We start from the raw sequence: 12786 nt of genomic DNA, 5'->3' as shown, positions 1-12786 counted from the left end.
TACGACCAGAACGGACCAGACATGGCTGACCCCGATCAGATCAGCGCGATCCGCCAAAAGGCAGGTGCGCGCCGCCCGCCACCCGAGATCCCGCCGGTGACAGCCGCTGTGGCTCTGGGCAAGGCTTTGGCGCGCGCAGGGGACGCGACCGCCGGCCTTTCGATCAACGCGACCGATGTGACCGAAGACCGTGTCGTCTTGTCAGTATTGGACGGCGACATTGCCGAGCACGATCTGCTTGCCATCGCGGAAGGGGCTGACAGCCGATTTGGCTTGTTGGTTGCGGACCCTGATCTGATTGCCGCGGTGATTGAAATGCAAACAATTGGGCGCGTGTTGCCCAGCCCTGCGCACCCCCGCCCGACGACGCGAACCGATGCGGCCATGTGCGCGGATTTCTTTGACCTTGTGCTGGAAGGGCTGGAAAGGGCTCTGACCGCGGCCCAGCTGCCGGTGGCAAGCCTTTGCAATGGGTTCCGTTTTGCGCTCCAGTTGGATGATTATCGCGCTGCCAAGATGGCTTTGCCTGATATTGCGTATCGGAGATATCGGGCGGTTCTTGATCTGGGCAACGGCGGCAAGCAGGGACATCTGACACTTCTGCTGCCATTTGACGCGACCAAGCCACCCGCTGCGCATAGATCTGGCGCAGGACCGGAAAAGCCGTCTGAAACGCCGCCTGCCATACTCGGCGCACGAGTTGAATTGCATGCCATTTTACATCGAGTTCGCATGTCGCTGGACAATGTTTCTGGATTGGCCCCTGGCATGGTGATCACTTTGACCCGAGACGTGCTTGACACCGTCGAGCTGGAAGACCTGACCGGGCAGATACGTGCCACCTGTCGGCTCGGTCAGGCGGCGGGCCAGCGGGCGCTTCGGATCGAGATGGATCCATCTGCGCAGCGTGCCGACCTGCATGTTCCGGGCCTGTCCGCCCAACCCGAACAGACCACCGCATTGTCAGCCGGTTCAGACGGTGTTGATGCGGAACCAGTATTGGCCCCCGAAAGCCAATAAATACCTCACTTTATAACCGTCAGTGGTCGGCTTGACCTGCATCAAAGCAACCTGCATTGCTTGGTTCCAGTATCAGGCCGAGAAGGAGAAACGCCATGGTTGATGTGAGCAAGTACCAAAGCATGTTGCAGGCGCGCCAGAAAGAGTTGGATGCGCGGCTTCACGAGATCGAAGAAGAACTGGAGAGCCATAGCTCAAAGGACTGGGAAGAACTGGCTGTCGAGCGTGAAGAGGACGAAGTGCTTGAAGGTTTGGGGGCTTCCGGGCAGGATGAGCTTGTGAAGATCAAAGCGGCGCTCGCACGGATCGACGAAGGCGAGTTTGGCTTCTGTATGACCTGCGGCACCGAGATTTCATCGGAACGCCTTGATGTTGTGCCGCATACACCATTCTGCCGCGATTGCGCCGCGAAACACGCCTGACGCACCCGTTTGGTGCTGACATGGAGTAACGAACCCGAACACATCATCACGAACCTTGGAGGAGAAAATGGCATTTGAAGAGCTTAAAGCCTCGATCAGCATGATCCTGGACGAAATCGCCAAGCGACCCGAAGACCGTCATGTGTTGCAAGAACAGCTGCGCGAGAAAATCTCGGAGTTGGAAAAGACCGGCCAGCCGGTGCCCGAGGATTTCCGGAAGTTTGAAGCCGACCTTGAGGATGATGACGCCGACGATCTGTTCGATAATATGCCGGTCTGACCGGAACAAGCGCGCGACCGGTCAAGCGGACGCGTGCCACCCAAGCAGTGTTCTGCTTGCAGCATTGTCGACCGGCTGGTCGAAAGTGATCAGTTTTCGCCCCCAGACCATTGACAAAAGGCGCTTTTATCTGGCGACTGAATGCAGGCAGGGACGGAGGCGCAGATGACAGCACAGGTTCAGTATGACGTCGAGGATGGCGTCGCCCTCATCAAGATTTCAAATCCACCCGTTAATGCGCTGAATCAGGTGGTCCGGCAGGGCTTGATGGACGCGTTTGAACGTGCCGATTCAGACGACCGCGTCGGGGCCATTGTCCTGTCTGCTGAGGGGAAAACCTTCCCGGCGGGCGCCGATGTGCGTGAGTTCGGACGCCCACGGGCGGCCCCCATCCTGTCGGATGTCTGCGCCCGGATCGAAGCCTGCAAAAAACCGGTGCTGGCGGCCATCCACGGTCACGCGCTGGGTGGCGGTTTTGAACTGGCTCTGGCCTGTCACTATCGCATTGCGCTGCACGATGCGATCATGGGATTGCCTGAAGTCAATCTGGGTGTGCTGCCAGGTGGCGGCGGGACGCAACGGATGCCGCGCATTACTGGCGCGAACGCCGCACTTGATCTGATGATCACCGGCAAGCCCATCTCGGCAGATCGGGCCGCCGAGATGGGCTTGATCGAGAAGGTGATTCACAAGAATCTTGACCGGGCAGCGCTGGCATCTGCCAAGAACATGATTGCGCAAGAGACCCCGACACGCCCCACGCGCGAGCGAAGTGAAGGGTTCGCGGATCCTGTCCGATACACCGAAGCGATCAAGTCCTGGCGTGGTCGTGTCGCCGGGAACTTTGTTCCCTCGGTCCGGTGCATTGTCGATTGCGTCGAATCCGCCCTTTTGTTGCCGTTTGATGCTGGCATCGCTTTGGAGCGGCAATGTTTCGATGATTGCGAACGAGGGTCTGAGGCCACGGCGTTGCGTCATGCGTTCTTTGCCGAACGACGCGCAGCAAAAGTGCCCGAGTTGAAAGGGGCCAAGCTGCGTGATGTGTCAGCCATTGGGGTTGTTGGTGCGGGCACGATGGGGGTGGGCATCACGATTTCCTGTCTTGATGCAGGCTTTCCCGTCACTCTGGTCGAACGGGATAATGACGGTCTGGCGCACGGAGTGGACAGAGTCCGGGATAATTATGAGAAATCGGTTGGCAAGGGGCGCATTGATCAGGCCGCAGCAGACGACCGTATGGCCCGCCTGCGCGGTACCACCGACATGGCCGATCTGTCCCAAGTTGATCTGGTCATCGAGGCAGTGTTCGAAGATGAAACCGTCAAGCGCGATGTGTTTCAACAACTGGACAAGGTCATGCGCCCCGGTGCCATTCTGGCGACCAATACGTCATATCTGGATATTGATGCGCTGGCCGCGACGATTTCGCGTCCGCAGGATGTTGTCGGGTATCACTTCTTCTCACCCGCCCATATCATGAAGCTGCTTGAGGTTGTCGTGGGCGCAAAAACCCACCGTGATGTGGTTGCCACCGGATTTGCGTTGGCGAAAAAGCTTCGAAAAGTGCCGGTGCGGGCCGGTGTCGCCGATGGATTCATTGGAAACCGCGTTCTGGCGGCGTATCGTCTGGCCGCAGATTTCATGCTGGAAGACGGCGCGAGCCCCGCGCAGATCGACGCGGCGATGCGGGCTTATGGCTTTCCGGTCGGGCCGTATCAGGTTCTTGATATGGCGGGGCTTGATATTTCATGGGCACGTCGCAAGCGCCTTGCCGCGACCCGTGACCCAAGCGACCGCTATGTGGCGATTGGCGACCGGATGTGTGAACAAGGATGGTTCGGTCAGAAGGCCGGCCGTGGTTATTATGTGCATGGCCACGGGCTTGGGCCGGTGGAAAATCACGACGCACTGGCAATCATCGAGGATGAGAGGCGCAAAAAAGGCATTAGCCCGCGCGCCTTTTCAAATGATGAGATTCAGCAGCGATGCCTGAGCGCCATGGTCAATGAAGGCGCGCGACTGCTGGACGAAGGTGTAGCGCTCCGCCCTTCGGATATCGACGTGGTCTTGCTGTATGGTTATGGGTTCCCGCGCTTTCGCGGGGGACCAATGATGGCCGCCGACCAACGTGGGTTGTTGACGGTTAAGAATGCGTTGAAATCCTATCAGGAGGAAGAGCCAAAATTCTGGGCGCCATCCCCGCTGTTCGACGAGTTGATCAAGAACGGACGGCATTTCAGTGATCTGAACGACGATTGATAGGTGGTGCCGCGGACAGCGCCCGGCGTCAGGACAGGGAAACGCCCAGGATCACAAACATCAGCCCGATCACGGACAAGGCCAATCCGCCCATATTCAGGGCCATCGCTTTCTGAACCCGCGCGCGCAGGGCGGCGTCGTCCAGATTTTCGCGCTTTGCCTTCATGACCTTGAACGCACTGGCCAGCAATCCAGCCAGTCCGACCAGCGACATGACCGCTCCGATGATGATCAGCCAATCCATGGCGTCCTCCGTTCTTATGACGATCGCCTAACGCGCCACGCGGATCGGTGCAACCCCGGCGGCGCTTTGCCGTTTCACAATTTCGCGGCATCTGCCGCTCTTGAAGCGGACAGGGGGATTGGCTAGTCAGAGGCAACCCGAAGAAGAGGATCACATGGACGACACTCAGGCCGATAACAGCTATCGCGTAACCGCCAACGAACTGCGCCAATTCATAGAGCGGATTGAGCGGCTGGATATGGAAAAGAAAGACCTTGCAGATCAGCAGAAAGAGGTGATGGCCGAAGCCAAGGCGCGTGGCTATGACACCAAGGTCATGCGCAAGGTCATCGCGCTGCGCAAACGCGACAAGGATGACATCGCCGAAGAAGAAGCGGTGTTGGAAATGTATAAGGAAGCGCTGGGCATGTAAGTCCGGCCGCGCGTGAAGACGAGAGAACCCGCCAATCTGGCGGGTTTTTTGCCTATGTTACCAGAAGGGTAACTCCTTCGATCCGCTCGATCTGATCAAGATCTCGATCATAGGCATCGCTCAGGTCGTCGATCATCGCCTCAGTCCAGCCCGGAAGGTCGATTTCCTCTTCGATTTCGTCAGGGATGGCATATTTCTCGAGAAATGTGACGATTACCCGCCGGCGCTGTTGTGGGCTGGGGATCTCGGTTTTTCCCAGATAATCCAGCATCCTTTGAAACCCGTCTGGAGTCATGATCGGTCTGAGAATATCCAGCGCCCCATCCAGCGGTTTACTGTCGTTTACGCCCGTGATCACCTGCATGATCTCGGGCCATAAGAGTGGTGTGTCTTCGTTGCACCAGACGATGATTGGTGTGGCGGGATTGGCTTCCCGGATCGTCAGCAGCATGTCGGACCACCGCAGGCTATGCGGATCAATCTGGGCCAGCAGGGACGCGCGGTCAGCGGCGGGCACCATACTCAGGACGGCAGGTACGAAGGTGGCCGGGTTGCGCAGCCCGATGAAGAAACTGACCTCGTGATTGGCAAACAGGTTGCGGATCCAAGCCGTGTTGCGTTTGGCAAGGTGATAGAGTTGGTTGTTCTCAATCGAGCGATGCGGCGCGCCCAAGAAGTTCTTGTGGCCCAGGACCAGCCGCTGGGCGTCCGTGCTATCGACCAAGGTATCCAGCAACATTTCCTGCGTGTCGTCATCGGCGCGTGCACCCTGTAGCTTCACCAGCGCGTCGGCCAACAGCCCCCGATACCGACCGGGACCGGGAACAGCGACCCCGAGTTTCGCCAGTTGCCCACTGTTTTTAAGCAGCGATTTTGTCAACTGGTCGTCGTCCGTGCAGTGGGCGCCAAGGTGGAAACAGATTTGCATTCAGAACTGGCCTTTTTTGCAGTCGACCCCATGAAACATATGTTGGATTTCTGGACAGTTAAACCTGTTTCAGGCTAAACGGACAATTGATGACTGACCAAAAGACTCAGATTGCGACACAACGCCGTGACCGCCGCTTGCCAGACCTTTGGTCCATCGGGGCGATTGTGATCGCGCTGTTGGTTCTTTTGCCCATCCTGTCGATCGTCTGGCTGGCCATGACCCCGGCCGAGAACGCGTGGCCGCACCTTCTGAATACGACACTGCCGCGCTATGTTTCAAACACGCTGTTGCTGAGCCTGGCCGTGGGCACGTTGTCGGCGGCGGTCGGCACCGGATCCGCATGGCTGATCACCATGTATCGGTTTCCCGGCGCCCGCTGGTTGGAATGGTTGTTGCTGACACCGCTCGCGATCCCCGCTTATGTCGGCGCCTATGCCCTGGTTGATTTTCTGGAATATGCAGGCCCGGTTCAGACCGGGATGCGCGCCCTGTTCGGATGGGAAAGTTCGGCGGATTACTGGTTTCCTCAGATCCGGTCGCGTTGGTCTGCCGTTCTGGTGCTGACCGCTGCCCTGAACCCATATGTGTTTTTGTTGGCGCGTGCCGCCTTTCGCGAACAATCAGGTGACGCCTATGAGGTTGCGCGCGCTTTGGGCGCAGGGCCATTTGCGCGGTTCTGGCGCGTCGGGATGCCCTTGGCGCGCCCAGCCATCGCCGCAGGGGTCGCCATCGTCATGATGGAAACGGTGTCTGATTTCGGAGTTGTGGATTACTTCGCGGTCCAGACCTTGACCACGGGTATCTTCACGGTCTGGCTGGAAAGTCATAACGCAGGAGGGGCCGCGCAGATCGCATTGGTGATCCTTGTCTTCGTGTTCCTGCTGGCCGCGCTGGAAAAGATCAGCCGATCCCGCAGCCGCTTTTACCGCATGTCGCGTCAAAGCCGTCCGGTCGAGGCGCGCGCGCTGGGGCCTGTGCCCGGCATCATGGCTTTGATTGCCTGCGCCATTCCGTTTTTAGTTGGGTTCGTCTTGCCAGTCTTCGTGCTGTTGGGTCATGCCATTTCCAAACCGGAATATTGGCTGTCAAACGGACTGTTCTCGGCGCTCTGGCATACTCTGACGGTAGGCGGCATCGCCGCCGTTGTAACGGTCGCCGCTGCGCTGTTTCTGGTGTATGGCGTTCGTTTGACCGGGCATCCTGTGCCGCGAAAGCTGATGCCGTTGACCACGATTGGTTACGCCGCACCCGGTGCTGTGCTTGGGATCGGTATTTTGATCCCGATGGCGGCGACGGACAATATGTTGGCCGATGGCGTGCTCGCGGTGACAGGCTGGGATCCGGGTCTGATGATGACCGGGACGGCCTTTGCCGTGGTCTATGCATATTGCGTGCGTTTCTTTGCCATTGCGCAAGGGGCCGCAGACGCGGCCATTGGACGTGTTTCCCCCAACTTGCCCATGGCGGCACGATCACTGGGACGATCGGCGCGTGGTGCCTTGTCCGAGGTCTATGTTCCCCTGATCAGAAGTTCGGTCGGCACGGCCTTGCTGCTGGTATTCGTCGACAGCGTCAAAGAACTGCCTGCAACCCTACTGTTACGCCCCTTCAATTATGGCACTCTGGCCACCCGGGTCTATGAGCAAGCATCGCTTGAACAACTCGGCCAAGCCGCCCCACCGGCCTTGATGGTCATCGCCGTGGGCCTGTGCGCCGTGGCCCTGATGGCCCGGGCAAGCCGACCCTAAACCTTTTGCTTGAACCCGCCCGCAGAACCCCTTAAATGCGCAGCAGTGCCCCTATAGCTCAGCTGGTAGAGCAACTGATTTGTAATCAGTAGGTCCGCGGTTCGAGTCCGTGTGGGGGCACCAGAATATACAAATAAAAACAGAAACTTATAGACCTCTGGCCTTGCTTGCCAAAGCGGTGTGGTTCCAAATATAGCAGATATCCAGCAGGGCAGCTTGCGGGTGACTCGCTCAGCAAAAAGCGGCCCGCTGCACATGCACGCGGACCGCTCCTGCCGATGCACGCAGAAAGGAGTCACTGCCGTCGGTTTGCTCCGATGGTTTAGGGTCCGCCTGTTTCCTGAAGGACCAGCGGTTGGCGGAAACGCGTTGTGTGACGCCACTCCAATCACGCGGTTAAGAGTTACGTCTCTGCCCTCACGGGGCGCTTTGCAGTCGTCGCACATGCGCACGGCGGTTAGATGATCTTGCCCCATGGCGTACTGTTTTGGGCGGCGGCCGACGGGCATGTCGGGGAACACATCATCAAGGAACGGAACCGGCAGGGCGCGGTCATTGGCCTGACTGCGAAGGTCTTCTAAGGAACGTCCATTCCCACCTGCATCGTGTGTTCAAGAAATGTCGCGAATACCTCACGGATTAGGTGTTTGTCATTGCCCTGATATTACCTGCGCCAGATTGTGAGCGGTCGGTTTGCCGGGTGGCCATCCGGTGAACTGGCGGCGAGCGGTTCGAAGTGGTCTAGTTTACGGGAAAAAGTGAGGAGTGAATAATCTGTGCGCGGCGTAATCGGCTGGGCGGATGGGGTGAGGCAAAGCCAACGCTCGCCAAGTTCAAGATACGCGCCGCTTGACCAATCCGCGCGCAGCAGTTGCCCAGAAGATCCATGAAGAAGTGAACCGAGCGCGAAAGGTCAGACACGACCGGTTGATGTGGTTCACCCCAGTGATCGCCATCAGAACCCGCTGTCCGAGCTTTGCTGCCATTTCTGCACGAGGTTTCCGAACCGGGTAAACTGGGCTTCGAAGGACAGTTCGACCGTGCCGATGGGGCCGTGGCGTTGCTTGCCGATGATGACTTCGGCTTTGCCGTGCAGGCTGGACATTTCGTCCTGCCAGGCGGCCATGCGGTCCAGTTCGTGGTCGCCGGGTTTTTCGCGTTCCTTGTAGTATTCCTCGCGGAACACGAACATGACAACGTCTGCGTCCTGCTCAATTGACCCGGATTCGCGCAGGTCTGACAGTTGCGGGCGTTTGTCGTCGCGGCTTTCGACCTGACGGCTGAGCTGCGACAGGGCGATGACCGGGATATTGAGCTCCTTGGCGATTGCTTTCATGCCCATCGAGATCTCGGCGATCTCGTTCACCCGGTTTTCGGCCGTGCCGCGACAGAGTTGCAGATAGTCGATGATCAGAAGGTCCAAGCCATGGGTGCGTTTCAGGCGGCGGGCGCGGGCAGCCAGTTGGCTGATCGGCAGCGCGGGCGTATCGTCGATGAAAAGTGGGCAGCTTTCCAGTTCCTTTGCCGCGTTGACGAACCGGCGAAATTCGCCTTCGTCCATGTCGCCTTGGCGGATCTTGTGAGACGAGATTTCCGAGGCTTCGGCCAGGATCCGTCCGGCAAGCTGTTCGGCCGACATTTCGAGCGAGAAGAACCCGACGACACCGCCGTCAATGGCACCTTCGCTGCCATCCGGACGGGTACCTTTCTTGTAGGCTTTCGCCACGTTGAACGCGATGTTGGTGGCAAGCGAGGTCTTCCCCATCGACGGGCGGCCCGCAAGGATCAGCAGGTCGGACGGGTGCAGCCCGCCCAGTTTGTTGTCGAGATCGGCAAGCCCGGTCGAGACACCGGCCAATCCGCCTTCGCGCTGATAGGCGGCGTTGGCGACGTGAACCGCGTCGGTCACGGCCTTCAAAAAACTTTGGAATCCGGAATCTGTCTGGCCTGCTTCACCCAGTTTATAGAGCGCCTGTTCGGCCTCGACGATCTGCTCTTTCGGTTCGGACGAAATATCGACCTTCTGTGCCTTGGACGAAATGTCCTGACCCAGCTGGATCAACTCGCGCCGGATCGCCAGGTCATAGATCATCTGTGCATAGTCACGCGCGGCGAAGCTGGAGATTGCTGCGCCCGCAAGTCGCGCCAGATAGGCGGGTCCACCGAGCTCCTTCAGGCCCTCGTCATCTTCCATGAACGCTTTCAGCGTCACAGGGCTGGCAAGTGCGTTTTTTGAAATCCGGCTGGCGGCGATTTCCCAGATGCGGGCATGGACGGGTTCGTAGAAATGACCCGCATTGATGATCGAGGCGACCCGATCATAGACGTCGTTGTTCGTCAGGACCGCGCCCAGAAGCTGTTGTTCGGCTTCGATGTGATGGGGCAGGGCGTCCTGCACGCCTTCGCTGGCGTCGCCGGATTTAGCGCCCGGAGGAATACTGCTGATCTCGTTCATGACTGCCTGCCCCTTTTGGGGGATTGTTTAGCGCCTCGGGATGGTCCAAGGCAAAATGTATGTTTCTGTGATTATCGTGTGGATAAGTCGGAAACATACGCAACCCTACCAGATTTGGTGGGGTCGCGCAAAACAGTCCATACAGATGGTGATGTGCGTCAGCCCTGCATACGCGCTTTTTGCCAGGCGCGCGGGTCTTTCAGGAAGCGCTCCACCTCGTCCAAAGTCTCGGTCGTGAACGCGCCTTGGGCTTTCGCTTCAGCCAGAACATCCCACCATGTGCACAGGTGGATCAGTTGAACACCATGATCGCCAAGGGTTTTTTCGGTCTCGGGGAAGATGTCGTAATAGAAGATCACGGCGGTTGCACCGCATGTCGCCCCGGTTTGGCGAATCGCATCGACGAAACTGAGTTTTGAGCCACCATCCGTGGTCAGGTCTTCAACCAACAGAACGCGCTGGCCTTCGACCATCGCCCCTTCGATGCGGGCGTTGCGGCCATACCCTTTCGGCTTCTTGCGCACATATGTCATGGGCAGGGCGAGACGCTCGGCAACCATGGCGGCAAAAGGGATGCCCGCGGTTTCGCCGCCTGCAATGTTGTCGAACGCCTCGAACCCCGCTTCGCGCATGATCTCGACCGCCATGAAATCCATCAGGGTTGAGCGGATACGGGGGAAGCTGATCAGTTTTCGGCAGTCGATATAGGAGGGACTGGGCAGGCCCGAGGCCAGCGTGAATGGCTCGTCCGTATTGAAGTTCACGGCCCCAATTTCCAAAAGCATCCGCGCGGTCAGGCGGGCAATCTCATCCTTGGTGGGGAAGGTCGAAGGGATCATGGGCAGCGTCCTTGTTCTTGTTATGCGTCAACCCGCCAGTGCAGCGGAAAGCCCGGATCAAATACGGTCACGGGACCGTCCCCTGTAGCGATCATCGCGGGATAATTCACGGGGTCGCCCTTGGTCAGCGTGATGGTGTCTTCGTTCACGGGCAAGCCATAGAAAGCGGGGCCATTCAGCGAGGTGAACGCCTCTAGCTTGTCCAGCGCGCCGTCGGCCTCGAACACTTCGGCAAGGCAGGACAGGGTGTTGGTGGCGGTGAAACATCCTGCGCAGCCGCAGCTGTTTTCTTTCAACGGGTCGATATGCGGCGCGCTGTCGGTGCCAAGGAAGAATGTCGCATCGCCCGAGGTCGCCGCTTCACGCAGGGCAAGGCGGTGCGTTTCGCGCTTGGCGACGGGCAGGCAGTAATAATGCGGTTTGATACCGCCGACCAAGATGTGGTTGCGGTTGATGATCAGGTGGTGCGTGGTGATCGTCGCGCCCAGCGTGTCACCTTCGGCGCGCGCGTAGTCCACGCCATCCTTGGTGGTGATGTGCTCCATCACCACTTTCAGACCGGGGGTCGCGCGGCGGATTGGATCAAGCACACGGTCGATGAACACGGCTTCGCGGTCGAAGATATCTATGTCGCCGTCGGTGACTTCACCGTGGACGCAAAGAGGCAGGCCGATCTCGGCCATTTTCTCGAACACCGGGCGGACTTTGTCGAAATCCTGCACGCCAGAGGCGGAGTTTGTTGTCGCCCCGGCGGGATAAAGCTTCACCGCTTTCACCAGTCCACGGGTCGCGGCGGCGGCGACATCTGCCGGGTCTGTGTCCTCGGTCAGATAAAGTGTCATCAACGGCTCAAAGCGCATGTCGGCAGGCAGTGCGGCCATGATGCGGTCGCAATAAGCGTTGGCATCGGAGCTTGTCACCACGGGCGGCACAAGGTTCGGCATGATGATGGCGCGCGCGAAATGACGCGCGGTTTCGGGCAGGACGGCTTTCAGCATCTCACCATCGCGCAGATGCAAGTGCCAGTCATCGGGACGGCGGAGTGTCAGGGTCTGGGTCATCGGCACAGGGCATAGCGCAGCAACTGGTTTCGTGCCAGATGATTCGGGCGAATGCAAAGCGCAAATCGCGCAACGCGACGGGCAACGCGACGGGCGTCCCTGGTGCAGATGCGCTGCATCACAGCTAGGATATAGATGAACCTTTTGTCAAAGTGCGTTCCGCACGGTCCAACGCCTGTTGAAAGCGTGGGGCGTGTTTGTTTGAGGCCACGGACGACGCCAACCATTTGACCAGCAGTGGCTTTCCCCGCGCCTCGGCGGCGGCAAGCAGTTTGCGCAGATAGGGGCGGTAACGCCGTCGGACACGCAGCGCACGATAGCATCCCTGCGGTGTCAGGGTGTCCTTGGCGGCTTTCATAATCAGGTCATGGGTCACGCCCATGTCAAACAGAGATTGTGCCAGCGTTTCGCCAAAGTGGCGCGCGTGAATATGATGAATGTGATCCCCTTTGAACATCGCCGCGTGAACAGTGTCTTCGGTTATTGCCGGATCGAAAAACAGGAACACATCGCGCGCCATCTCGACCATTTCGGGCGCAAAGTGGTAGCGATCTGTAAAGTCGCGCCGCCGCGCCTTCGGAAATCTGCGGTCAAATTCAGTCTGGGCCGGGTCAAGGGTGGCTTGGGGTTGTACGGCGATAACCGTTACCTCTGGCGCCACCACAGAGAACGCGGCGGCCGCGTAGCCGCACATGCCCGCGCCATAAAACACCACCTTGTCGAATTCTTCAAAGAAGCCGTCTTCGATCAGGCGGTCGAAATAACCATAAACTGCGCGATCCCGAAACCAAGTTTCTGAATACGCCAGAATGCACAGGTTTGACCACCCGTTCTGCCGCACGAGGGTCCAGCCAAGCGGTTCTTGTAGGGGCGAGGTGTTGCGAATATTGCGGATCGTTTCGAACGTGACCAGAAGGGTTCGCCCCTCGTCGGTCAATATAGCTGCGTGATCCGCGCCAAGGGGTTCGAAATACCCACGCTCGTCCCCGATCTCTTCCAATTGCGAGAGCCACTCGTCGTCCGGCGTGCCGATATGATCGGCATTCATGTCGCCTGCTGACAGGTCGTCCTGCATCACTCACACCTCGATAATCATTGTTCCATCCACAGTGTTC

12 protein-coding genes and 1 tRNA gene are annotated in these 12786 nt (G+C 58.7%); 7 read left to right on the top strand and 6 right to left on the bottom strand.

Features of this window, described 5'->3' with window-relative positions; translation table 11 throughout:
• Window positions 1–21: 21 nt before the first annotated feature.
• From AC13C8_RS14145 to AC13C8_RS14130, 4 genes are all read left to right on the top strand, one after another.
• Window positions 22–1020, top strand: coding sequence for a FliM/FliN family flagellar motor C-terminal domain-containing protein (locus AC13C8_RS14145; protein WP_482847947.1), 999 nt, complete (start codon window positions 22–24; stop codon window positions 1018–1020).
• 95 nt (window positions 1021–1115) lie between these two features.
• Window positions 1116–1442, top strand: a complete 327-nt coding sequence (locus AC13C8_RS14140) for a TraR/DksA family transcriptional regulator (protein WP_482847946.1) — start codon at window positions 1116–1118, stop codon at window positions 1440–1442.
• 67 nt (window positions 1443–1509) lie between these two features.
• Window positions 1510–1722, top strand: a complete 213-nt coding sequence (locus tag AC13C8_RS14135; RefSeq protein WP_091432520.1) for a hypothetical protein — start codon at window positions 1510–1512, stop codon at window positions 1720–1722.
• A 165-nt stretch (window positions 1723–1887) separates the two neighbouring features.
• Window positions 1888–3981 carry a 3-hydroxyacyl-CoA dehydrogenase NAD-binding domain-containing protein gene (locus AC13C8_RS14130; RefSeq protein ID WP_482847944.1) on the top strand — a complete coding sequence of 698 codons (2094 nt, stop codon included), beginning with the start codon at window positions 1888–1890 and terminating at the stop codon, window positions 3979–3981.
• A 28-nt stretch (window positions 3982–4009) separates the two neighbouring features.
• Here AC13C8_RS14130 and AC13C8_RS14125 read toward each other — a convergent pair whose 3' ends face one another.
• A complete protein-coding gene (locus AC13C8_RS14125) occupies window positions 4010–4225 on the bottom strand; it encodes a hypothetical protein (protein WP_091431048.1) in 216 nt (71 codons plus the stop codon).
• A 154-nt stretch (window positions 4226–4379) separates the two neighbouring features.
• Between AC13C8_RS14125 and AC13C8_RS14120 the strand changes: the two genes are divergently transcribed.
• Window positions 4380–4637 carry a DUF2312 domain-containing protein gene (locus AC13C8_RS14120; RefSeq protein ID WP_091431046.1) on the top strand — a complete coding sequence of 86 codons (258 nt, stop codon included), beginning with the start codon at window positions 4380–4382 and terminating at the stop codon, window positions 4635–4637.
• Between the two features lie 52 nt (window positions 4638–4689).
• Here the strand turns inward: AC13C8_RS14120 and AC13C8_RS14115 are convergent, their stop codons facing one another.
• On the bottom strand, window positions 4690–5565 hold the full coding sequence (locus tag AC13C8_RS14115; RefSeq protein WP_091431044.1) for a hypothetical protein: 876 nt from the start codon (window positions 5563–5565) through the stop codon (window positions 4690–4692).
• A gap of 89 nt (window positions 5566–5654) precedes the next feature.
• Between AC13C8_RS14115 and AC13C8_RS14110 the strand changes: the two genes are divergently transcribed.
• Window positions 5655–7316, top strand: a complete 1662-nt coding sequence (locus tag AC13C8_RS14110) for an ABC transporter permease (RefSeq protein ID WP_482847941.1) — start codon at window positions 5655–5657, stop codon at window positions 7314–7316.
• A gap of 47 nt (window positions 7317–7363) precedes the next feature.
• Window positions 7364–7439 (top strand) — tRNA-Thr (locus AC13C8_RS14105).
• An 832-nt stretch (window positions 7440–8271) separates the two neighbouring features.
• On the opposite strand, the gene AC13C8_RS14100 is transcribed toward AC13C8_RS14105, so the two are convergent.
• The 4 genes from AC13C8_RS14100 to AC13C8_RS14085 form a co-directional block, all read right to left on the bottom strand.
• A complete protein-coding gene (locus tag AC13C8_RS14100; RefSeq protein WP_091432517.1) occupies window positions 8272–9771 on the bottom strand; it encodes a replicative DNA helicase in 1500 nt (499 codons plus the stop codon).
• Between the two features lie 158 nt (window positions 9772–9929).
• Entirely contained in the window at window positions 9930–10610 is a 681-nt protein-coding gene (locus AC13C8_RS14095) for an orotate phosphoribosyltransferase (protein WP_091431040.1), read from the bottom strand.
• A gap of 20 nt (window positions 10611–10630) precedes the next feature.
• The gene (gene pyrC / locus AC13C8_RS14090; protein WP_482847940.1) at window positions 10631–11671 is read right to left on the bottom strand and encodes a dihydroorotase; all 1041 of its coding nucleotides are present in this window, start codon (window positions 11669–11671) and stop codon (window positions 10631–10633) included.
• A 124-nt stretch (window positions 11672–11795) separates the two neighbouring features.
• On the bottom strand, window positions 11796–12746 hold the full coding sequence (locus AC13C8_RS14085; RefSeq protein WP_482847939.1) for a phosphoadenosine phosphosulfate reductase: 951 nt from the start codon (window positions 12744–12746) through the stop codon (window positions 11796–11798).
• Between the last annotated feature and the right edge of the window lie 40 nt (window positions 12747–12786).

The sequence above is a fragment of the Aliiroseovarius sp. B-4 genome (assembly GCF_056857795.1).
Note: the sequence above shows the minus strand (reverse complement) of the source record. Positions and strands in the feature narration are given on the sequence as shown.

Coding starts and splice junctions, on each gene's coding strand:
- AC13C8_RS14140 (WP_482847946.1), top strand. CDS start 1,116: ATGGTTGATGTGAGCAAGTACCAAAGCATGTTGCAGGCGCGCCAGAAA.
- AC13C8_RS14110 (WP_482847941.1), top strand. CDS start 5,655: ATGACTGACCAAAAGACTCAGATTGCGACACAACGCCGTGACCGCCGC.
- pyrC (WP_482847940.1), bottom strand. CDS start 11,671: ATGACCCAGACCCTGACACTCCGCCGTCCCGATGACTGGCACTTGCAT.
- AC13C8_RS14120 (WP_091431046.1), top strand. CDS start 4,380: ATGGACGACACTCAGGCCGATAACAGCTATCGCGTAACCGCCAACGAA.
- AC13C8_RS14085 (WP_482847939.1), bottom strand. CDS start 12,746: ATGCAGGACGACCTGTCAGCAGGCGACATGAATGCCGATCATATCGGC.
- AC13C8_RS14125 (WP_091431048.1), bottom strand. CDS start 4,225: ATGGATTGGCTGATCATCATCGGAGCGGTCATGTCGCTGGTCGGACTG.
- AC13C8_RS14115 (WP_091431044.1), bottom strand. CDS start 5,565: ATGCAAATCTGTTTCCACCTTGGCGCCCACTGCACGGACGACGACCAG.
- AC13C8_RS14100 (WP_091432517.1), bottom strand. CDS start 9,771: ATGAACGAGATCAGCAGTATTCCTCCGGGCGCTAAATCCGGCGACGCC.
- AC13C8_RS14095 (WP_091431040.1), bottom strand. CDS start 10,610: ATGATCCCTTCGACCTTCCCCACCAAGGATGAGATTGCCCGCCTGACC.
- AC13C8_RS14130 (WP_482847944.1), top strand. CDS start 1,888: ATGACAGCACAGGTTCAGTATGACGTCGAGGATGGCGTCGCCCTCATC.
- AC13C8_RS14145 (WP_482847947.1), top strand. CDS start 22: ATGGCTGACCCCGATCAGATCAGCGCGATCCGCCAAAAGGCAGGTGCG.
- AC13C8_RS14135 (WP_091432520.1), top strand. CDS start 1,510: ATGGCATTTGAAGAGCTTAAAGCCTCGATCAGCATGATCCTGGACGAA.